General features: G+C 46.2%; 15 protein-coding genes. 2 read left to right on the forward strand and 13 right to left on the reverse strand.

Annotation, left to right across the window (positions count from 1 at the left end; translation table 11 throughout):
- Positions 1-447: 447 nt before the first annotated feature.
- Both V7Q33_RS12475 and V7Q33_RS12480 read left to right on the forward strand, forming a co-directional pair.
- Positions 448-876, forward strand: a complete 429-nt coding sequence (locus tag V7Q33_RS12475; RefSeq protein ID WP_333820040.1) for a hypothetical protein — start codon at positions 448-450, stop codon at positions 874-876.
- Between the two features lie 681 nt (positions 877-1,557).
- The gene (locus V7Q33_RS12480; RefSeq protein ID WP_331982272.1) at positions 1,558-3,123 is read left to right on the forward strand and encodes a GAF domain-containing protein; all 1,566 of its coding nucleotides are present in this window, start codon (positions 1,558-1,560) and stop codon (positions 3,121-3,123) included.
- A gap of 39 nt (positions 3,124-3,162) precedes the next feature.
- Here V7Q33_RS12480 and V7Q33_RS12485 read toward each other — a convergent pair whose 3' ends face one another.
- From V7Q33_RS12485 to V7Q33_RS12545, 13 genes are all read right to left on the reverse strand, one after another.
- Positions 3,163-3,585 (reverse strand): ester cyclase, encoded by a 423-nt coding sequence (locus V7Q33_RS12485; RefSeq protein ID WP_333820041.1) that lies wholly within the window; start codon positions 3,583-3,585, stop codon positions 3,163-3,165.
- A 283-nt stretch (positions 3,586-3,868) separates the two neighbouring features.
- Complete coding sequence (locus tag V7Q33_RS12490) at positions 3,869-6,154, reverse strand: glycoside hydrolase family 65 protein (protein ID WP_333820042.1); 2,286 nt, start codon at positions 6,152-6,154, stop codon at positions 3,869-3,871.
- Positions 6,155-6,274: 120 nt separating this feature from the next.
- Complete coding sequence (gene pgmB, locus V7Q33_RS12495) at positions 6,275-6,952, reverse strand: beta-phosphoglucomutase (RefSeq protein WP_333820043.1); 678 nt, start codon at positions 6,950-6,952, stop codon at positions 6,275-6,277.
- Positions 6,953-6,991: 39 nt separating this feature from the next.
- Entirely contained in the window at positions 6,992-7,966 is a 975-nt protein-coding gene (locus tag V7Q33_RS12500) for a carbohydrate kinase family protein (protein WP_331982283.1), read from the reverse strand.
- 72 nt (positions 7,967-8,038) lie between these two features.
- Positions 8,039-8,992 carry an ROK family protein gene (locus tag V7Q33_RS12505; RefSeq protein ID WP_331982286.1) on the reverse strand — a complete coding sequence of 318 codons (954 nt, stop codon included), beginning with the start codon at positions 8,990-8,992 and terminating at the stop codon, positions 8,039-8,041.
- A 39-nt stretch (positions 8,993-9,031) separates the two neighbouring features.
- A complete protein-coding gene (locus tag V7Q33_RS12510) occupies positions 9,032-10,219 on the reverse strand; it encodes a DUF3179 domain-containing (seleno)protein (protein ID WP_333820044.1) in 1,188 nt (395 codons plus the stop codon).
- A gap of 250 nt (positions 10,220-10,469) precedes the next feature.
- A complete protein-coding gene (locus V7Q33_RS12515; RefSeq protein WP_333820045.1) occupies positions 10,470-11,357 on the reverse strand; it encodes an SPL family radical SAM protein in 888 nt (295 codons plus the stop codon).
- 29 nt (positions 11,358-11,386) lie between these two features.
- Positions 11,387-12,097 (reverse strand): MIP/aquaporin family protein, encoded by a 711-nt coding sequence (locus V7Q33_RS12520; RefSeq protein WP_333820046.1) that lies wholly within the window; start codon positions 12,095-12,097, stop codon positions 11,387-11,389.
- Between the two features lie 165 nt (positions 12,098-12,262).
- Entirely contained in the window at positions 12,263-13,615 is a 1,353-nt protein-coding gene (locus tag V7Q33_RS12525) for a vanadium-dependent haloperoxidase (RefSeq protein ID WP_331982296.1), read from the reverse strand.
- 42 nt (positions 13,616-13,657) lie between these two features.
- Positions 13,658-15,700: a glycoside hydrolase family 65 protein gene (locus tag V7Q33_RS12530; protein WP_333820047.1), complete on the reverse strand. Its 2,043-nt coding sequence runs from the start codon at positions 15,698-15,700 to the stop codon at positions 13,658-13,660.
- A 53-nt stretch (positions 15,701-15,753) separates the two neighbouring features.
- Positions 15,754-19,113, reverse strand: a complete 3,360-nt coding sequence (locus tag V7Q33_RS12535) for a VCBS repeat-containing protein (RefSeq protein ID WP_331982302.1) — start codon at positions 19,111-19,113, stop codon at positions 15,754-15,756.
- A gap of 9 nt (positions 19,114-19,122) precedes the next feature.
- Positions 19,123-22,434 (reverse strand): VCBS repeat-containing protein, encoded by a 3,312-nt coding sequence (locus V7Q33_RS12540; protein ID WP_333820048.1) that lies wholly within the window; start codon positions 22,432-22,434, stop codon positions 19,123-19,125.
- A gap of 100 nt (positions 22,435-22,534) precedes the next feature.
- Complete coding sequence (locus V7Q33_RS12545) at positions 22,535-23,398, reverse strand: IPT/TIG domain-containing protein (protein WP_333820050.1); 864 nt, start codon at positions 23,396-23,398, stop codon at positions 22,535-22,537.
- Positions 23,399-23,403: the final 5 nt, after the last annotated feature.

The raw sequence follows: 23,403 nt of genomic DNA on the forward strand, positions 1-23,403 counted from the left end.
TCTGTGATTTTTCTGTTCCCGATAGTCATCGGGATGTGGGAAATAAATGCATTTTGTTTCGACATCCCTATCGCTACGGGACAGATTTACACGGGATTCTACCTGTGATTTCTGCACAATTGGATTTTTAATATTGAACAAGGAATATCGACCAACGAATGTTGAATGTAGTGCATCAGCAGTCTGTAGTTTTTAAACTTCTGTATTTAATCTGGCCGATAAAATATATACCTAAATTCAGGTGATTTAACATTACTATAGTATGCCTATTCATATATATATATATAGGCAAGAATCAATCCTTTAGCAAAAGGAAGAGCGTACAAGGATTTCTCAAATTATTGGCATTTTCATATACCTGTAAGGCATCATGATTTACCGGTTCGCGTGCTCATGAGATCATAATAATATTTGTAAACCATTTTGCAACTGAACACTGTACAAATAATGAAAGAGTTTTATAGAACCGACTTCGTTTCCGTTTACTACGATGAAAATACGGATGCTCTGTGGGTAAAGTATTTCAAGAAAATTCCATCCGACAAACATTTTATTCCTGTTGTAGATGCGATGCTAACGGGATTTACCAGTTTGCAAACACAAAAGTTTGTTGCCGATATCCGAAAAATGGGAATCCTCGGAACAGAAAGTCAAAAGCTCATCGTTCATAAATTACTGCCGGGCATGATTCAACACCTCAAAGGTGAAAAGCTTTATCATGTTCAGTTAATCGATCATGCAGAAATAATGTCGAAGGTCTGTGCGAACAAAGTGAAGCAAATGGGGCAATGTGATGTTAAGGAAATCATCCAATTCTCTGATGAGAATGAGGTGATCAAATACATGAAGTCAATTGTTAGCAGAAGGGTCGCTTAGGTCATGTTACTTATGAGAGAGTTTATAGAATTTGCCTCGGTACACCAGGAAGTAGTTTGTTAATGATTAAGCTTTAACTCTCTATTCCTATTACTCGCATTTTTCGAATATCAGCAACAAACTAAGCTGCTAAAGCCTTTTTAGGATCACATCAATTACCGGAATAATGTATTTTCCGGAAGGGAATATTTTTTTAAATACTCTAGCTATAGAGCATCTGTCTCTTCATCATACTATACGGCGCTATCGGCTAATTGTTATATCCGTTAATTGTTAATCGCAGTTGGATTAACCTGTCATGCACAGTCTGGCGGAGATTTTTCGATTCTGCTTTTTTAAGCATCCCAGACTTATTTTTTGTCTCCCCTTCACGTCTTTATTAGACCTTTTACTCCTGTTAATGCGACTAATCAATACCGTTTGGTAAGACGGCTGCAAGATATCTTTGCGCGCAGATCGATATATACCTGATTGGCCAATACTTATCTCTGTTGAAACCGAACACAACTTACGAGGCTGCATGATGAAGTTCTGTCTTGAAAAAATTGTGATGTATATATCAGATGCGGCGTATTAAAATTCTGTATCGCGAATTCAAGTATTATTCCGACACAGGCGCTCAACACTGAAAAAAAACACCCCATAATTTATTCTTTGATTTTATAATTGATTGAAATATTCATGAAACTGTTATCATTTGCCCGGAAGAAAAGTATTGTTGCGATAATCGTGGTTGTGTCGCTGCTCCTTATTGTTAATGCGGTGTTGATTTATCATAACAAAAACATCATTATAAAGAACGCTGCCATTATCCATAATTCAGAGAAAATCTCTTCTCAGGTTGATCAACTGGTAGTCGTGTTATTGCACAACCTTGAAATGGGCATACGGGGCTACGGTGTTACAAAAGATGCAAACATACTTAGTCCGGCCCTGGAAGCCGTTCAACAGGTAGATCCACGGTTCGATACCCTCAAAGTAGCACTGGATAGTCAGCGTTATGATGTGGCACAACTAGAAGTTTTACACAAAGCGTTTCACGACTATGCGGACTTTGTTATGGAAATGAAAAAAACAGCTGACCTGGACAGTATGAAGACATTCAAAGAAATGATGAAGGAGGACAGGGGGCTGCAAGTATTTTTGAAATGGATTGATATAGGGATAAAGATCTCGGATTATGAAAAGGTGCTGAAGGCTGAAGCTAACATCGAATATCGATCTGCCATAAACAATAATCTATACCTGCAAATATTTATTCTGTTAATTGGCCTACCTACATTGGGGTATGTAGTTTACAAGATACAAAGCGATGAGCAGCAGCGGTTGTTGTTGTTAAAGGAGCTGGAGGAAAATAACCGGAAGTATATTTTTAATTCAGGTACTCCCCTTGTCTTCAACGACCCTAAGCATGTAATCAAAAATTCCATTGTAAATCTTCAGCAGGCCAGTGAGTTCATCGAAAATATATCCGAAGGTAAATACACTGCCGAATGGACGGGGTTGAATACTGACAACGAAGCGCTTAACGAAACCAGCCTTGCCGGACGACTCACCAATATGCGTGAGCAGCTTAAGCAGATGAAGCGTGAAGAAGAGCGCAGGTTGTGGACCAATGAAGGGCTTACCAGATTTTCTGAAATAGTACGCAACCATCAAAGCAAATTAACTGAGCTATCGAATGAGGTGATCCGGTTTCTTACTCAATACCTGGGTGCGCAGCAAGGTGGTTTGTTCGTGTTACGGGAAGAAGAGTCTGGTTCATTCCTGGAACTGACTGCCGCCTATGCATTTGACCGAAAGAAATTTATTGAACGCAGAATCGAAATTGGTGTAGGGCTTATCGGCCAGACCTACCTGGAAGGTGAAACAACATTGCTCACAAAGTTACCGCAAGGTTATACCTATATAACATCGGGCATGGGCGAAGCAACGCCTGGTTGCCTGGTAATTGTGCCCATGAAGTATAATGACAAAATAGAAGCCATCATTGAACTGGCAAGCCTTGAGAAATTTGAGGATCATCATATTTCATTCCTGGAAAAGGCAGGGGAATTTGTAGCATCGGCGTTACAAAGTGTACGTACCACGGAGAAAATGCACGAACTGCTTTTAACGTCTCAGCGACAGGCCGAAGAAATGCGCGCTACCGAGGAAGAATTACGCCAGAACCTGGAAGAGTTACAGGCAACGCAGGAAGCCATGATTCGTAAACAGGAAGAACTGGATAGCATGCAAGGAGAATAAAGCACGCTAAAAATCGGTGAGTGAAAATGATTGGTGCTATCATTTTTCAGATTCGCTCATCGCTCCCAGTTGTTGCATCATGCTGAGTTGATCAAACAATGGAAAATGTTTGATCACCTTGCCATCTTTAAAATAATCAATCGCAATTCCTTTGATCTCAAACGATTTACCGCTTGCAGGAATACCGGGCAGATCGCCGGTCTGCACAGCGGTCCATGTCATAATGGATACAACCTTGTTATCTTCAGCAATTTGTTCCACCACTGTTATGTGATTGTTGGTGAAAGCTGATGCGAATCGCTGGTCTTCCTCCATGTACTTCATTTTATTCACCTGGCTGCCTCCAAAAAAATCAGCCACGAAATTATCGTGCAGGTATTTATCGTAATTATATTTCAAAGCCTCTGTACCAAAAGCTTCATGCCATTCCTTTGCAATTTGTTTTTGTCTTTGTTGGTCCATACAGCAACTCTTTTCGGCTATCAACAACGTATAAATAACTATGCCTTATCAGAACGGGTGTAGTTGTTTGCATGTTATCCGTTATTAGTTATCTGTGTAATTCCGTGAGTTCTGTGGGAAATTTTCCTGTATTTATTTTTAAAATCCCTATAACACAAAGGCTCACAAAGAAGACACCAAGCTGCACAAAGTTAAATGCATTTATATCTGTGGGAAATAATGCATTTTATTCCCACAGAACTCGCAGAATAGCACAGAAAAAAGTGTTGCTGCAACTGCTATACTATTTTAACTGCACGGTCTCCCCTTTCACATCGATCTCCAATGGAGCGCCAGATTCGAGCTTCGTCTCCACGCCCTCTTTACTTATCTTGATCTTCAGCACACGGCCGCGGAACTCAATGCGGAATGAATACGACTTCCATTGATCGGGTATGAACGGGTTGAAATATAGTTTACCGTTGCGCACACGCATACCGCCAAAACCTTTTACCACGCTCATCCATGTACCGGCCATAGACGTGATGTGGCATCCTTCCTCCGTATCGTTGTTATAGTCATCAAGATCAAGGCGGGCGGTGCGCAGGTATAGATCGTAAGCGTTGGATTTGTAGCCGAGCTTGGAAGCAAGTATTACGTGTACACAGGGCGACAGCGATGACTCATGCACGGTAAGGGGCTCGTAGAAATCGTAGTTCTTACGAATCGTTTCGATGTCAAAGTCGTCTTCGAACAAATATATACCCTGCAGTACATCGGCTTGCTTGATGAAGCACGAACGGAGTATTCTATCCCACGACCATTTCTGGTTCAACGGGCGGTCTTCTTTTTTCAGCTCGCTTACGCGCAATATTTCCTTATCCATGAAGCCATCCTGCTGCAGAATGATGCCCCGCTTCTCGTCCATCGGGTAGTACATCTTCTCTACAATCTCTTTCCAGCGGCTGGTTTCTTCTTCTTCGCGGAAGTTTGTTTTCGAAACTATCTCGTTGAAGCGCTTCATATCGGCTGACTTCACATAGTCAACAGCCTGCTGTGTAAAGCGCAGTGTCCAGGCGCCGAGGTAGTTGGTATACCAGTTGTTGTTTACGTTGTTCTCATACTCGTTCGGGCCGGTAACACCGAGCACCACAAACTTGTTTTTCTCTGCCGAGAAATTTACCCGCTGTGACCAATAGCGTGCTATACCGATCAATACTTCCAGGCCATACTCCGAGAGGTACGCTTTGTCGTCTGTATATTCAATGTAGTCGCGCATGGCATACGCCATGGCACTGGTGCGGTGTATCTCTTCGAAGGTGATCTCCCATTCGTTATGGCACTCTTCACCGTTCATGGTAACAAACGGATAGAATGCAGCGCCATCTTTGAAGCCCAGTTTCTTTGCATTCTCAATCGCTTTATCCAGGTGTTTATAACGATATATCAGGAGGTTTCTGGCAACTTTCGGCTCCGCTGTGCTCAGGTAGAAGGGCAGGCAATACGCTTCTGTATCCCAATAGGTACTGCCACCATATTTCTCTCCGGTAAATCCCTTCGGGCCGATGTTCAGTCGTTCATCTTCACCGGTATACGTCTGTGTTAACTGGAATATATTGAAGCGTATACCCTGCTGGGCCGCTATATCTCCTTCAATGGTAATATCACATTCCTCCCACTTGTGTTCCCATACTTTGGCATGTTCTTCCAGCAATGTGTTGAACCCGGCAGATATCGCATTATCAAGCACCAGGTTGCAGGCTTTTACCAATTGATCTTTCGCATGATTCTCGGATGAAAGTACTGCCGCATATTTATAGATCGCAGTCTCCTTGCCTTCCTTCAGTTCTACCTGCACTATATTTCCTGCAAACTTCTCGCGTTGCTCGAGGTTGATGCGATCGATGGCTGCTTTCTTGCCATCAGTCTCCACCACGTAGCGCATGCCCGTGGTTACATGAAAAAATGTTTTCTTGGTTTGTGCCGTTACGATCGCCTTTCCTTCAGAAGCTTCTTTATATACTTCTTCCCAGAACTTCTCATCGTAGTTGGAATCTTTATTTACCACATCTGCATCCACATAAATTGACAGCAGTGCTTTCGCGGTAAAGTTGATGGGTGTAATGGCATAGCGAATTGCACCCAGTTCACCATTGGCCATACTGCAAAATCGTTTGGACTCTACGCGTAATTTTTTACCATCGCCCAATGCTGCGACAAAGCTGCGGGAGAGTAATCCTCTGCGCATGTCGAGCACGCGTCTGAAGTCTTCTACCTTGCACTTGGCAAGATCAAGCTTCTGGTTATCGATGCTTACATGTATGCCGATCCAGTTCGGTGCATTTAATACTTTTGCAAAATATTCCGGGTAGCCATTCTTCCACCAGCCTACCCGTGTTTTATCGGGATAGTATACTCCGGCTACATAACTGCCCCGCAACGTCTCGCCTGTATACTCTTCTTCAAAGTTAGCGCGTTGCCCCATGCGGCCGTTCCCTATACTGAATACACTTTCTGAAATTTTATTGTAATGCGGATCCAATCCTTCTTCGATGATCTCCCATTCGTGGTGCTTCAAATATTCTTTCATGCTATAGTGCTTGGTTGTTTTATGTTCAAAGTTGAAGCTTAAAGTTTAAGGTTTAAGGTTCAAAGTTTAAAGTTCAAAGTTCAGTATAGTTGTTGATATATATTCGATTTTCAAAATCTTTCAATCTTCTAATTTTCCAATCTTATCCTTCTCCTCTATTTCGTGCAGCATTTCCATGGTAAAGTCTCCGGTTTTCGAAATTACTTTTTCGGCTTTAAACAATTGTTCCGGCGAGCCTATACCGAGGCAGCGCATGCCTGCAGCGTGGGCCGCTTCAACACCGGCTTCTGCGTCTTCTACCACCAGGCATTCTTTGGGTGGTATACCCAGGCGCATAGCCGCGAGTAAAAATATCTCGGGGTCGGGTTTTGAATGAACGATCATCGTTCCATCTACCACCACTTCAAAAAGCTCCTGTATATGCAGCAGCTGAATTACCGTTTTGGCGTTCTTACTGCTGGATGCCAGTGCTACCTGTATACCGCGCTGCCTGAGTTTTTCAAGGAGCGGTTTTACGCCCGGGTATATCTCTTCCGGAAGCATGCGCTCCACATAATCCACAAACCATGTATTCTTCCTGTTGGCCAGTTTCTCCTTTTCTGTCTCGCTCATCGTTATACCTCCTATCTCCAGGAGAATTTCCATCGAACGCATGCGGCTCACGCCTTTGAGGCGCTCGTTGTCTGTTTCGGTGAACGGTATACCCAGTTCGTCCGCTAATCGTTTCCAGGCCAGAAAGTGATACCGCGCGGTATCAACAATTACTCCGTCAAGGTCGAATATTATTGCTTTAATCAATTGCAGGGGGTTAGGATTACAAGATGGTGTGCGTGTGAATCATCCACTATAGGTTTCGCGAATGATCTGGTTGGTTTCTTCCAGTGTTTTAAAAACGGCAAATGTTTTTCCCTGTGTGCGCAATGCGCCGAGTGTATTGCCATAGCGTGCCGCACCGATATAGTCGCGGGGCTTTTGCAACAGGCCGAAACCGAGGCCACCTGCAAATGAATCGCCACAGCCGGTGGTATCAATTACATTTTCCACTTTTACAGCCGGCACCATTTCTTCATGAAGCTTGCCGCGAACTTTATAATATACCAGGCAGCCCCGTGAATCAACCGTAATGTAAACACATTTTACACCCTGGTCGAGGCAATGCGTGGCAAACTCGCGCAGGTTGTCACGATCTACATCTGGTGTCTCGGAGAAATCCTGGCTCTCGTATTCTTTCTTGAACCATGAAGCATGTGCTTCTTCAAGATTCATCTTCAATACATCGATATAGGGAAGCCACTGATCGCGGTCGATCCAGAACTTGCGCATACGCTCACCATTGATGAGGCATGCTGTGGTAGGACCATGTGCATCGAAGATGATCGTTCCTTTACTTTTTTTCTTGAGGTACTTCAATGTTTCGAGCGAGATCTCGTAATCGCTGATCGGTATAAATACAAACACCTCGCAGTCAATCAGCTTCTTAACATCTTCCGGAGTGATCGGGTCCATAAAACCTGTTTGCCGCTCCAGCCGGTTGTTCATATCAATGAACTTGAGACTGATGATGTCGCCCTGATCGTAACGCGTGGTGATGTGTTTCAGGTTGATACCCTGGTAACCGTTAAACACTTCAACCACGTTGTCGAGATCAACCTGTCGCAAGTGACTTACCGGTATAATTTCGATTTGCTCCCCGGCCATGATCGACAGTGCAATAACCGGATGCGTGACGCAACCCCACTTCTGTATCAGGTCACCCTGATGTGTAACTATATGATCGCGGGGTATAGGTCCAAGTATTGCAATTCGCTTCATAAACTTTTGCTTTTAGTACATAAGATTTTTGCCGGGGTTACGGTGCACAGTATAGTGTATAGATCGAGATTTTTATGCATGTTGTAAAGGTCCTGCTACCAGGAATGCCGCCCCGAATACACCAGCACTGTCGCCCAGTGACGGACGCACGATGGGTGTATCCAGTCTGTCGTTGAAGACATACTTCTTCACAGAGTCAACACCGCGATCGTACAGGAGATCTATATTCCCTACTCCTCCGCCAATCACAATCACATCGGGGTCGAGTATATTGATGATCACACTCAGTGCTTTGCCGAAGAACTCAATCAACCGCAGCATCGTCTTCTGGGCTGTAGGATCAACTTTCGATTCGGCCAGCGCTACAATATCTTTCAGCGGCTTGTTGTTACCGGTTTCCTTGAAATAATATTTCTGCAAGGCAGGGCCGGATATAACATTTTCTACGCAGCCGGATTTACCACAGTAACATGGTCCGCCTGATTCATCCAGAAAATTATGTCCCCACTCACCTGCTATACCTTGCAAACCCACGATAGCTCTTCCATCTACTACTATACCTCCCCCTACACCGGTGCCCATGATTACACCGAACACCACGCGCGCATTAGGGAAGCGTTCCTTTACCACACCAAAGCGTGTCTCTGCCAGTGCAAAACAATCGGCATCGTTGGCCATCTCAGCTTTCAGGTTAAGTATCTTTTCAAGATCGGTCTTCATGGGCTTGCCATTCATGGCCACGGTGTTGCAGTTCTTCATGACACCGCGCCTGGGGTCAAGCGTGCCGGGTGTAGCAAAACCAATGGTCTCCGCCCGATAGCCCGCAGCCTTCTCCATGATTTCAATGAGCTTCTTTACCTGGCTCAGAATATGTTCATATCCCTGGTCTGCCTCGGTTGGAACACGATCGCGGAACAATACCTGCGGGTCTTCTGCCGACTTCAGTATAACTCCCTCTATTTTCGTTCCGCCCAAGTCTACTCCCCAAAGATTGTTCTTGTCAAAGGCGCTCTTCGTGTGTGTCATAAAAATCTATACTTCAATTTACTCTTATTACAAATTTCTTCAAGGTTTGCCCGTCACTTTATAGGCCGTTGTTTGCGGCCTGAAGGTGCGCCACGAATGCCAGAATTCCTGGTACGACTGTACTACCGGCAGTTGTTTATCTTTCAAGGTTCCTTCGGTGCATTGTCCCTGCAAATTCCAGTGCGATGCGGTTTGCACATCGCTCAGGCTATGCGTTGCCGGGTCGAATGTAAAGCGCAGCGTATCGCGATCAAATACATGAAAGGAAGCACTGTCATTTTCCAGTGTGATCAGCAGCGAAGTGCCGGCCAATGTATCCTGCAATACTGAATGTTGCAACAGGTCATTCCAGTCGTAAGCCCGCGCATGCATACCGCGTTGCACACCTACTACCCACGACTTGTCTTTCCACGAAAGTGAGTCAGCACGGGTAAGGTGACTTTTACCTTTGCCTTTGTCATAGTTCTTCAGGCCATCATACTCTTCCTGAAAATCCTGATCCGGTTGCATAATGAGCGATGTGGGGTGTAGCGCGAGCCAGGCGCCCAGTTGCATTTGCTCTGCCGGTATTTCTTTCAGCATCTTTCCGCGCATCGGCCCTGTTATGGCTTCACCATTTACCTGGCGCCACCAGCTGCCGGTGTTGGCATCTTCAAACATCGCATTGAAATGATCCATCCCTACCAATCTGAACTGTTCATCTTTACCTTCCACCAACGGACTATATACACGTCCCGTACGGCACACGGTGCAATAGGTAATCATCACAGGAGTATTACCGATGGTATCGCGCACCTGGTGGTGATAGCCGATCAATTGTATCGGATATGCTTTGGACACACCATCGAGCGTTATACCGATAATGAGGTTGGATGTAGGGATCTTGCTGGCGTCACGCGTTGCAAAAACTTTATGTGATGGCTGATAGAACATTTTCTCCGCCAGAAACCTGAAATTGAAAAGATAAAATACCACTAAATATACTACCAGGAACAAAGACACCGTAACGCGCGCGCCCAGCGTACCCGACCGGAAATAGTATATAAACGGATAGGCCACCAGCGCAAACCCCAACAATCTAAACAGGTTAATATAGCGATGCAGGAAGTAAGCGATCTCGATCGTCTCGGCCTGCTGACTTCCCGGAAACGGCATAATGAAATATACCCGGAGTATTTCTGCTCCGATGAGTATGATTATACCGAAAATGAAGAGTAGTGTTCGCATGCTGTTGTCTTTAGTAAGCTGCTAGCTACAAGCTGCTGGCTGCTAGAGATGTACGTGTGGGTTGATCGTGTGCCTTTTTACTTCAACATTCGTTGATGGATGTTCCTTCTTCATTATTTAAAATGGCTTCGTGTTACCAGCTACCCGCTACCAGCGTGTATTAACTGATAACTATTAACCTGTAACGGTTAACCGTTTGAAAGATAGAGATACGATGTAAAAGAAGGTAGCTGTATCGGCAAAAAACTTTCTATACAAGTTGATTGCGAATACCATGTTTTAAACAAAGTTGGGCCGCGCGTGTTTGAAGATTGCGGAGATAATCGGGTGATGGTGCATGGAATATGCGGTAAAGTCGTTTATAGTCAGCGATATGTGCGGGGCTATAGCGCTGCAGGAACTTGTAATACAACGTTTTGCTATCGGCCGGGCCGTCTCCGAACAGGGTGAGTCCGCCGATGAGTATATATTCGGCACCGTGCGCTTTCGCGGATACGATCATGTGTTCCAGCTCTTCATCGCTGTCGGAAAGAAATGGCAGTGTGGGAATGCAATTCACACCGGTCATCAAACCGGCTTCACGGCATCGCTGCATGGCCTCCAATCGTTTTTGAGGAGAAGGCGCTCCGGGTTCGAGTGTGGCTGCGATGGATTCATCCAACGTGGAGAACGAGAAAGACACAATGGTTCCCCGATGGAAGGTATCGCGTAAATCTGCGGCATGTATAGCGGCTGTATCAATTTCTTTCAGTAGTGCCAGATCACGCACAATCATATCCGACTTGGTGATCATCAATACCGGGAAGCGATGTTTGAGGATGAGCTTCAGAAAACCTTCCGTCATGCGCAGCTTCTCTTCGATGCGAATATAGGGGTCGGTAGCCGAAGCGAGTGCAATGATACCGCGCTGATCTTTTTTAACACGAAACGCCAGTTGGCGATCGAGTACTTCGCAGGCATTGATCTTTACTGCAAGTGTCTCTGCCATGTTCTCGCCATACTTGCTGCCGCGCACGTAGCAATACTGACAATTGAAACTGCAGCCTTCGTATGGATTGAGCGTATAGTCATCCAGAAACCAACTATCGCGTTGCTTCTTTTTATTGAGAACCGACTTTACCGTGATTTCCCGGATCATGCGCTATATATACTTCGCGGTATAGCGCATTAATGTCCGAACAAGGCCTTGAACAACCACGCTCCCAGTATACCGCCTACAATAGGACCCACCACGGGTATCCAGCTATAGGCCCAGTCTGACGATCCTTTGCCGGGAATGGGAAGTATAGCATGCGCGAGTCGTGGTGCCAGGTCACGTGCCGGGTTAATGGCAAAACCGGTAGTGCCTCCGAGGCTCAAGCCAATGGAGACGATCAAAGCACCTACAATGAGCGGATTCAACCCGGCGGCAAATTCGTTGGCACCAATAATCAGTACAGCCAGCACCAGCACGAGTGTACCGATAATCTCGCTGATCAGGTTGCCGGGAACCGTACGTATAGCGGGCGATGTGCAGAACACCGCGAGCTTTTTGGAAGCACTATCCGTTTTGCTCCAATGCGGCAGGTAATGCAGCCACACGAGTACAGCACCCGTAAACGCGCCGGCAAATTGTGCAATGATATACCCTGCCACTTGATCGGCAGGAAAATCTCCCGAAACAAACAAGGCCAGTGTTATAGCCGGATTAAGATGTGCACCGCTGATGCTGCCTACAGCATACACTGCAATGGTAACAGCAAGCCCCCATGCTATTACGAGGGCGAACCAACCTGCATTTTCTGATTTTGAATTTTTTAACAAGGTGGCAGCAACAGAACCTTCGCCCAGTAAAATGAGCAGCATGGTTCCAAAAAACTCGGCAAAGTAGGGCGTCATAAGTTGAGGCAAAGTTTAGAGCAAAAAGCTGAAAGCAGAAAGTTAAAAGTTTGTTGTTCAAGGTTTAAGGTTCAACGTAAAAGGCTGAATACATCGGCGATACTTGTGTTACCGGGCTTTGTACTTTTAGCTTTCAGCTTTATGCTTTCAGCTTATGCTTTAGAGCTATTTACTCGCCACCGGTTTCGCTGCGTCATCTTCCTTGCGTGTTTTTACATGTTCGTTGATGAACGTACCTACGGCTCTTCCTTCAATCATACCATTTTCGATGGCGGGGCGATAATGTATACCACCGTACAAGCGGCTCACGGCAGCTTCTTCCGATGCATGAATGAACGACTTGAATGTACGCGCTGTTAACCCAAACTCGATCTCGGTAGAATCGGTGAATGTAAAGTTATCGCCGAACAATTTGGTAAGAATAACTGCGGATGCTCCGGAGATTACACTGTGGCCGCTGGTATATTCCGGAAACGGAGGCGTTTGCAACAGCGGTGTCCAGTTCTCATCAATATACTGATTGATATAGGTCTCCGGGCGGATGAGGCGGCTTCTGTATTTTTCATCCCAGCAGGATATAAATCCATCTACGAGTGCCAACGCTACACGGGCATACGCTTCGGAACATTTTACGAAATCAGCATTTGCTTTGCGACAGGCTACATGGGTAATGTTCATCCAGTGACCACCGGGAGAAATTTTCTTGGTAGCAAACATTACGTGTCCCTTCACATTCATCACAAACGGATTGCAATCCCAGAACGAAGCGATGCGGCGTTGCTCTTCAGTCATCTTTACACCGGTTTCATATACTTCATACGCTTCTTTATAGAACTGACTGGTTGTGTCGATAGAGAAAGGTGTTGGCCGGGCAGGTTTGAACTGTCCTGCCGAATCGATAGCAAATGTGCGGATGGAATTCCAGTGCGGCTCAACGGCATCCATATACGCAGGCGGAGTTGGCTTCCACGTAGCCGGATCGTCCAGTATAGTATATTTCGGCGCGGAGCGCGACTGCTTGTAATTATCCTTTTGCGACCATGCCAGTATATGGTCGGCCACTTGCGAGCCATACGCCACGGAGCGTTCGAATACATCATCCGGCATACCGGTGTCTTTGAACTCCTGCATGATGCCTCCATAGAAAACGTCCATCTTGTCTTCCGAGAACACCAGCGTTCTGCCCACCTTTAATGTAGCCTGCACCGCGGCAAGCGGGTAACAATACTCTTTGCCGGCTTCGGGTTCAGGCACTGATTGAAGGCCGTGCAATTGCCCCGCAAGCGATATACAGTCAGGATCCTGATGACGCGCAGCTTCATATCCTGCTACACTGATATAGGTATATATGCGGCTCGCTACCGGCGGTGAAAATATATCGTGAACAATAACATCGGTTACCTGTTTTATGGAACGATGGAGATAATCCGGGTTCTGCACTTTCGTTCGCCACTCATCCGAAGAACACGATGCGAGCAGCAGGCACATCACCGCAATCTTCACATTAAAAAATTTCATAGACTTCAAGGATTAGAGTATCATCAAAATTAGGAGGAAGATTTAATTTCCCTGCCGGACAATATAATTTTTCTTTTCCACACCAACACCTTTCAATTGCACAGATTTCCATTTTGCAGGAAGCGGTTTCGCGTCCTGCAAAATACCTGCATCGGTAATACTGAGTCCGCCAAAGCCAAAAATTACCGCTTGCAGCATTCCTCCTGCGCCTGTGGCAAAGTAAGGATTGGTGCCTCCGGCTGTTTCGGCCAGCACACCAAAAGGCGGCACCTCGTTGGGCTTGTAGGTGCGCACAAAAAGCTCATATGCTTTTTCCGGATTGCCAAGGCGCGAATACAGTGTGGCCAATACAGAATTACCCATGGCCGGACCTTGCGGTGACATGCGCGGCTCATAATACCGGAGGTCTTTCTCGACTTGTGCCCGATCGGTGATCAATTGTAATGGATACGCCAGCAGATTTACATCGGCCTGTTTGATATCCACACCGTTGTAAGCAGCGTTTTCTTTTGTAGTGCCATCCGGAAATTTCAGGATGGGTATATTGCTGGCCACCTGTTCCCAGTCAGCATCCGGTGTGAGCCCCAGTTCTTTCGCGGCCTGCGTGGCATAACGCAATGCAGTAATAGCCATACCGTTGGTAAATGCATTGTTATCAATATTCTCCTGCCATTCGTTGGCACCAATCACGTTGTTGATTTCATAGCGGCCAGCACCTTTGCGCTCCACACGACTCGCCCAGAAATCGGCTACTTCTTTCAGCACCGGGTAGCCGCGTTCGCGCAGCCATACTCTATCTTTTGTTACCTGGTAATATTTCCAGAAGGCCCATCCTACACAGCCGGTAATGTGATGCTGAAACGGACCCGTGAGTGCCCACACCGGTGTATCTTCATTTCCTCCATCCGATGATTCCCACGGAAACATGGCACCCCTGTATCCATGCGAGAATGCATTTTGCTTCGCAGCCTCCAGTCGCTGATAGCGATATTCAAGCAACGACTTCGCTACTTCAGGTTGTAATACCAACAGTGGCGGGTACATCCATAGCTCGGTATCCCAGAACACGTGGCCGTTGTAGCCGAGGCCTGAAAGTCCCATGGGTGATAAACTATAGGCTGTGCCCGCACGCGCAAAGGAATATAGATGATACAGTGCAAAGCGTATATCTTTCTGCGCCTGTATGTCGCCATCCACAACAATGTCGCTCTTCCATTTTTCTTCCCAGGCGGTTTCATGTCGTTGCAGCAGACGTTGTGTACCTTCCAGCCTGGCGAAAATGGTAAGACGCTCCGCTTCATTCAACGGATCCTGATAATGCTCTGTGGATGTTGCCGATGCTACTACGCTAAAGCTATAGGTCTCCCCTGCTTTCAGGTCTTTGTTGAACTTCATCAGGTGCATGGTATAGTCCCAGTCTTCGTGAATAAGATCGGGCTCTTGTCCATGGGGTTCCTGAAAAATAATGCTGTTGCTTACGGCTACGGTATGTTTACCCGAAGGGCTTTTGCCCACCGAAGTAAGCAAGGGTATCATTACGTGCGGACGATCGATCTCGCTATACAGGTTGTGAACATCGGTGAGATGATTGGGCGCCTCAATCACGCTCATGGGCGTAACACGTACTGCGCGCTTCGCTTTAATTTCTACAATAGCCATGGCGGTATAGGGCAAATGCTGCAACGCCATGATGGTATGTTTTATACTCAGTTTCTCACCAACATCAAAAGTGGTGGTGAGCTCCGCTTTTTTCATGTCGAGCACCTGGCGATAGTTCCTGATGCCGGCAGCGCCGATACGCTGGCCATCCACATCCAGGTTCATGTTGATGTGATTGAATGTTTTGAGAATATTGGATACACGGCCGCGCTGATAGTAATCATACACACCATTGAGAATAACATCTTTTACCTTGAGTGGCTCTGCAGACGAAACCAGTCCTACCATGCCGTTGGCTACCGTAACACCGTAATATTTATTCGGATCGATGGGTTTTGATTCAATGATCCAGCCGGCATCCTGCGCTCTGCCGGCTACCGACAGCAGCACCAGCAGTATAGCAATACCATAATCAATTCTGTTCATGAACATCTTGGGTTTGGGTGTAGTATATCTCCTCCGTGTCAACCTCGCTCCGCTTATGGAGCTATGGCTGCATGCGCTACAAGCGTATCATTATTGCGCACCGCGATATAGTATACGCGATCTTTCGTTTTGATCTTGCGCAGCGCCCGTGTTTCGCCTTTTACCGAAAAACCCGACTGCGCGGGTGGCACGGCTTTGAAATTACCTTTGCCATCACCGGTTAACAGCAATCCATAGCTGGCATCGTAGCGCCCCATCTGAATATTGATCGGAAAAAAGTTTCCGGCTGCGAGTATATCGAGATGGCCATCGTAATTAAAGTCTTCGATCATCAGTGCATTTACGGTGGAGAATTGCGCTGCCTTCGGTAAGGCATGCACGCGGAATTTGCCATTGCCCCGGTTTTCGATATACGAAGACGTAAAGGTATAGGCGGTATATTTCTCTGCTGCTTTCAGCACATCATCGCTGAACATATCGTGCAGGGTGGCTTCGGCAAATTTATGATACGAGAGATAGCGCTTCTTGAGGTAAGGCATCTGCTTCGTCATTTCATCGCGCGTATGGAACGGATATTCCTTGCCGTGTGTAAAATACGTGAGTACCTGATCGGTGCTGTCATTCTTATCGAAATCGGCTACATACATGCTTACCGGTTCCTGCTGCGATGCATACAGGCGTGAGTTAAGGCCTAGATTACCGGCTACCAGATCAAGGTCGCCATCCTTATCAAAGTCTGCTGCTTCAATAATATTCCACCAGCCGTTTGTTTTTTCCAATCCCGATCCCTCCCATGGCATCGGTGTAAGTTTACCATTCTTTGATAGCAGTATGGTAACAGGCGACCACTCTGCTGCAATGATCAAATCTGAAACTTTATCGCCATCTATATCGGCCCACAAAGCTTGTTTTACAAATCCGAATTTACGCAGGCTGGGTGCAAGCTCATTCGTGGCATCGGTAAATTTTCCTTTGCCATCGTTGAGCAAAATATAGCTATCGGGTTTGATGCCATACCGCCACGGCTGCGCGCGTGCCCCGAGGAAGAGGTCTTCATCACCATCGCGGTCAATATCGCAAGGACGCACACAGGATGCCGTCAGGTATATATTATCAAGGCCCTTGGAGCGTAAAAATATACCACTGCCATTGTTGAGGTAAAGTCGCGGCTTCCTGTATTCTGACTGCCCGGTAAATTCATTGCCACCACTGGCAACGATCAAATCAAGGTCGCCATCTTTCTCTACATCGATCAAGGCAGCATCTGTATCTTCAAAGGTGCTGTCGGCAGCAAGTGCAGGTTGTGGTATCTCGCGGAAGGTTCCAGTTGTTGTTTGCAGGTATATATGTCCCTTTTTCCATTTGGCTCCTCCCAGGTATATATCTTCCAGGCCATCGCCGTTCATGTCGCCTGTTATGGATGCAGGGCCTTCGGCCGATAGCATGTGTGGCAACAATGCTTCGCGGTTAAACTCTACAAATTTATTCTCAGCATGCTTGTAAGGGATATCCAATGCTTGCGTAGCGTTTACAAACAGCGGTGTCGCGCGATGAAACACACTATAGTCAAATGAACCTTGCGCCTCCTGTTGCACCAGTGCAAGCTTCTGATCAGGTTTTACATTCTTTAATTTTTGAAAAGCACCATCGGGCCAGATCACGATAAGTGAGTCTATTGTACTGTTACCCAATCCAAACGTCAACCTCGCTTCTACGGCACTCTGGAAACCACGTGTCGGCATACATTCCTGCGATTGAAGTTTACCCGCACTGTAGAGCAATACCTTGGCTCCTATACCTTGCAGGTTGCCGGGTTTACCTTTCAATACTACCTGTAAATAATGAGGCCGGGCTTCTTTCGGTTCATCAGCCTGCTTATCGCCCACGGGCGGACTCATCGTATTATTTTCGTAGACGAACGCTTCGTCTTCTACGTTGTTGATCACCAGATCAAGATCGCCATCATTATCGAAGTCGGCATACGCAGTGCCATGCGAATAAGAAGGTGCATCCAATCCCCACTCAAGTGCCTTATTGGTAAAGGTTGAGTCTCCATTATTGTGAAAGAGAAAGTTAGGAATCTTGATCTTCGGCAACTTCTCGATGTAGCGAAGTTCGCGTTCCGACATTTCATACCGCATGCGCATTTGAATGGAATCTACGGTAATGAAGTTGATATAGTCCAGGTCGTTGGAACGTCTTAATATACCATTGGACACAAATATATCTTTCTGTCCATCGAGATCGAAGTCTGCAAACAGTGTTGACCAGCTCCAGTCCGTAGCACCTACGCCTGCGAGCAATGCCACTTCACTGAATGTTCCGTCCTGGTTATTCAATTGCAGCGTGTTGCGGGCAAACTGGTGATTGTATCCGTAGTTGATCTTGAAATTATATACATCGTATGCATCTTCCGCGGCCGAAGCTTTCAATATCTTCGGATCATCCGGCAGCATGTCCATCGCGATCAGGTCTGGAAAAGCATCGTTGTTGAAATCGGCAAAGTCAACACCCATGGTATAGCGGCTGGTGTGCATCATCGATTCCTGCAGGGTTTCTTTAAACGTGCCGTTGCCCTGGTTGATATAGAGATAATCGTTCTCATGAAAATCGTTGCCTACATATATATCCGGCCATCCATCGAGGTTAACATCACTCACAACTACGCCCAATCCATACCCGATTACGCTGCTGTAAATACCGGAACCGTTGGTAACATCCACAAAGCGGCCGTTGTCATTGCGCATCAGCTTATCGCCTGCCAGCGCATGACTTTCTTTCCGCAGGGTTGACTTTCCAAAGGTACCGTTCTCATGCAGGGAATGATTGAGCATGAACATATCGAGGTCGCCATCGCGATCGTAATCAAAAAACGAAGCCTGCGTGGAAAACCCAATAAGGTCTAATCCTACTTCCATAGCGCGATCGGTAAACCGCGGATTGCCATTGGCATCATTACCTTCGTTGATGAACAACTGATTCTTGCCTTTGTAAATAAGGTAATCGCCGAGGTTACTCACATATATATCAAGTTTGCCATCGCTGTTCACATCGGCCATGGTTACGCCTGTGGTCCAGCCGTTAAAGCCGGCAACACCGGCTGCATCGGTAATATCTTCAAACTTGAAATTGCCTTTGTTAAGATATAGTTTGTTTGGCTCCTGGTTGGAAGTAAAGTATATATCGGGCAGGTCATCGCCATTTACATCGCCAACCGCCACACCGGCTCCGTTGTAAAAATACATGTAGTTGAAGATGTTGAACTCCACGCTTTCCTTGAGTGTGTTGCGAAAGGTAATGCCCGATTCGCTGGAAGGTACCAGCCTGAATTTCTTTTTATCGCCCGAGTCGCACGACACCAGGCACATTATGCCCACTATTAGTACCAGTATATTTCGTAGCGTGATATTCATTCGCAAGACTTATCGTACGTTGAAAAATTTAATTGTATCGTTGTTCCTGATAAAGGCAATGGTCTTCCGGCCTTTGGTGTTCATGAGCTGAACGTGACGCACCTCTCCCGGCAATGTGAGGCCCGAACGGATGGATGTGAGTGGAGTAAATCTGCCATTGCCATCGTTGGTAAGAACAAGACCATGCAAGGCATCGTAGCGGCCTATCTCCGGCTTCACGGCAAAGAGGTTACCACCGAGTATAATATCCGGCCGCTGATCGTGATTCACATCAGCGGTTTCAATACCATATACCGGAGATACCTGTGCCTGCACCGGCAATGGATTCAAATGAAATCCAGACGTTCCGTTGTTGATAAGTACTGCCGTGTTGGGTTGATAGAACTTCAACATGGTGGCGCGCTCCAATAGCTTTGGATCGAAGATTTCATTCACCGATTTATCGGCATAATCCTTATAGTATACAAACTTCTTTTTAAGCGAGCTCATCTGCTTGATGATATCCTGCCGCATGGCCACCGGAAATTCTTTACCATCTTTTACAAATACGAACAGCGGCTCAATAGAACCATTCTGATCAAAGTCATTTACATATAGAGTAATGGGGGTTTCGGCGGTAGGCTTGAACCTTGAATTCAATCCCAGGTTGCCCAATACAAAATCATCATCACCATCGCCATCCAGATCGGCCGCGTGAATGCGATTCCACCATCCTTCTGATTGTTCGAGACCTTTTACGGAGGCAACTTTGGTGAGTTGCTTACCATCGTTTTTAAAAATAGTAACGGGCATCCACTCGCCCACTACCATCAGATCCGGAAAATCATCGTGATCATAATCGAACCATTGTGCGTCCGTTACCATGCCCAGATGTTTGAAATCAGGCGCCATGCTTGCATGGGCTTCTGAGAAATTACCTTCACCATCGTTTAGGAGAAGAAACTGATCGCAGGGTAAACCATAATAGCCTGGCAACACACGTGTACCTACAAATAAATCGAGGTCACCATCCTGATCTATATCGGCAGGCCGCACGCAACTTCCGCTCTGGTATAGCGCGGGTAATTTATCTTTTGCTTTTGCAAATACCGGCATTCCTTTTTTCATGCCTTTGTTTTCGTAGAGTATATCTATAGTTTGCAATGATTGCGTTGTATACTCCGAGCCTCCGGTCACTACATACAAATCAAGGTCTTTATCGTTATCGGCATCAAAGAACACCGCAGCTACGGCTTCGCTGAGCGAATCTGCATCGAATACATTTGTAGAAACGGTTGTAAATGTATTGCCCGGCTTCTGAATATAGATCGCTCCGGGTTGACCTATTGAACCACCGAGGTAAAAATCATCGAGTCCGTCATTGTTCAGATCAGCTTTTGCAAAGGCTGGCCCTTGTGTGGAAAGCATGTGGTATATAAGACGGTCGCGGTCAAAATCGTTGTAATCATTTTCCTCATGCTTTATTTCGCTGAAGGTTGTTTCCTGCAAAATGGGTGTTATGGTTTCAGGCTTAATATCAAGCGATGAAGCATTGGCATAGTCAATGGCCAGCGTCTGATCTGCCTTTGTATCTTTCAATACCTGCACGTTGCCATCGGGCCATGTTATTACCATACTATCAACCATAGCATAGTTACCCAGACCGATGATCATTTTGTAATCCATGCTGGATTGAAAACCGCGGATTGGCATGTTATCAGTATAAATGGTCTGCCCGTCTACAAATGCTTTTACATTGGCACCGAGGCCGAAAACATTATGGGCGGTTCCCTTGAAGGTGAGTGCCAGGAAATGGTTCCTGTTCTGCTCACGCGACTGGTTGCGGTATATAAAGGCCTGCTGATTTACATTGTTCACAATGAGATCAAGGTCGCCATCATTATCCAGGTCGCCATAGGCGGCACCGTTAGAAAAGCTCGGTTCATCAAGGCCCCATTCTGCTGAAACGTTTTTGTACTGCCACTCGCCTTTGCGGGTAAACATATAGTTGCTAAGCTTTACCGAAGGCATCTTGTCTACAAACTCTTTGAAGTCGATTTTCTTGCCTTCAATGGCCGCACGCATCTGTTCGCTGCTTCCGAGAAACTCCACGAAGTCCTGATTCGTAACGTCCTTATAAATGCCGTTGCATACATATATATCTTTATACAGATCGTTGTTGAAGTCCGCCATCAGGGCACCCCAGCTCCAGTCCGTAGCCGAAACACCTGCCAGTGCGCCGATCTCACTGAACGTGCCATCCTGGTTGTTCAGCTGCAACATGTTGCGCATGAACTGATGGTAGTATCCGTTCTGCAAACGAAGCCGGTATACATCATAGGTTTCAAAAGCAGATATAGTCTTGAGGCGGTAATCTTCTTCCGGGTACATATCGGTGGAGAATATTTCCGGGTAGCCGTCATTGTTCAGGTCTGCCAGGTCTGCCCCCATCGAGAACATGCTGATATGACCCATATATTTCTCGAGCGATTCCTGAAATGTACCATCATGATTGTTTATATACAGGTAGTCGCGTTCGTAGAAGTCGTTGGATATATACAGGTCGGGCCAGTTGTCTTTGTTCACATCGCCTACCGTTACACCGAGGCCAAAGCCGATCACGCTTCCATAAATGCCGGCAAATTCGCTTACATCGGTAAAATGCCCGTTATCGTTCCGGTATAATTTATGTCCGCCAAATTCATCGCGTTCATGCCGCAGGTTTCTATATCCCAGCGAAGACACGGGGCGATACGAATTGTTCAATACATAACAATCGAGGTCGCCATCTTTATCGTAATCGAAAAAAGCCGCGTGCGTAGAAAATCCGCGATCGGCCAAACCGTACTCTTCAGCACGTTCGGTAAATGTAAGATCACCATTGTTGATGAACAGTTCATTCTCGCGATTGCCACCGCTCACATCACCTGCATTGCAAACATATATATCGAGCAAGCCATCGGCATTTACATCGGCAATGCTCACGCCGGTAGACCATACTTTTGCACCTTTTACTCCGGCTTTCTCGGTGATGTCTTCAAACTTCCACTCGCCTTTGTTCAGAAATAATTTATTATCGCCCATGTTGGAGGTAAGGTATACATCGGCAAGCCCATCGTTGTTGAAATCGCCAATGCCGACACCACCACCGTTGTAAAAATTACGATAGCGAAACACATCGAAATCTTCTTTGAGAACGAGCGTATTTTCAAATGCAATACCCGTCTCATCGGCTCCGAGCCGCTGAAAGAGCGTTGGTTTTGTTGAAACATTTTTTTTTGTATCCGGATTGCTGCATGCCAGGGTCATCAACAAAAGGATCAGCAGGTAAAATCGTTGCATGCTCAGGTTATATAACACGACTGAAAAATAAAAAAAGAAGGCAAGTAATCTATTCTTGCCTTCCTTAAAAAAACTAGCAATCCATTAAAAAGCAGAGGGCTTAATTTACCGTGAAATCATCTGCAGATGTTCCGGTTACGCCGTCTACTGCTACAGTAATTTTTCCGGTAGTAGCAGTTGCCGGTACAATAACGGTGAGTGATGTAGCCGACACATCGGTTGGTACAGCAGCGGTAACGCCGTTGAACTTCACAACATTGTTCTCGGCTGTTTTACTGAAGTTTGTTCCGGTGATCACTACGGTTGATCCTACTATACTTGCTTTGGGTGTAAAGCCGGTAATGCTGGGTGTAGGAACTGAAAAATCAGAACGTGAAGTTCCAACACCGGTAACGCCATCTACCGCTACAGTAATTTTACCTGAGGTCGCTCCTTCCGGCACCACCACCGTTAATGAGCGGTTTGTGGCTGCAGTCACCTCTGCTTCCACACCATTGAACATTACAGTATTGTTGGCAGGCGTTGTGCTGAAGTTTACCCCGGAGATAGTAACCGTAGTACCATCCGCTCCATTGCCTGATGAAGGATCGAAGGAAAGGACAGCCGGTGCCGGTGTACCACCGGTTACAGCGAAATCAGTTGTAGAACTTCCGGTGTGACCTTCTACACTAACCGTAATCTTTCCGGACGTAGCCCCAGAGGGCACCAACGCCACGATAGATGTACCCGTAACCTCTAAAGTCTCAGCTTCCACTCCATTAAATTTTACTGTAGTGGGCTTTATCGTACTAAAGTATGTGCCGGTAATCGTAACAAATGTACCAACAGGGCCGCCCGAGGCTGGTGAGAACTCCGTTATTTTTGGAGTACCATACGTAGGGTCATCATCTTTACACGACTGCACCAGCCAAACCGTGGCAGCAGCGATCACAACAAGCGTATATCTGAAAATTATTTTCTTCATAAATC

It is taken from the genome of Ohtaekwangia sp. (assembly GCF_036786105.1).
In the GTDB taxonomy this organism is placed as follows: domain Bacteria; phylum Bacteroidota; class Bacteroidia; order Cytophagales; family Cyclobacteriaceae; genus Ohtaekwangia.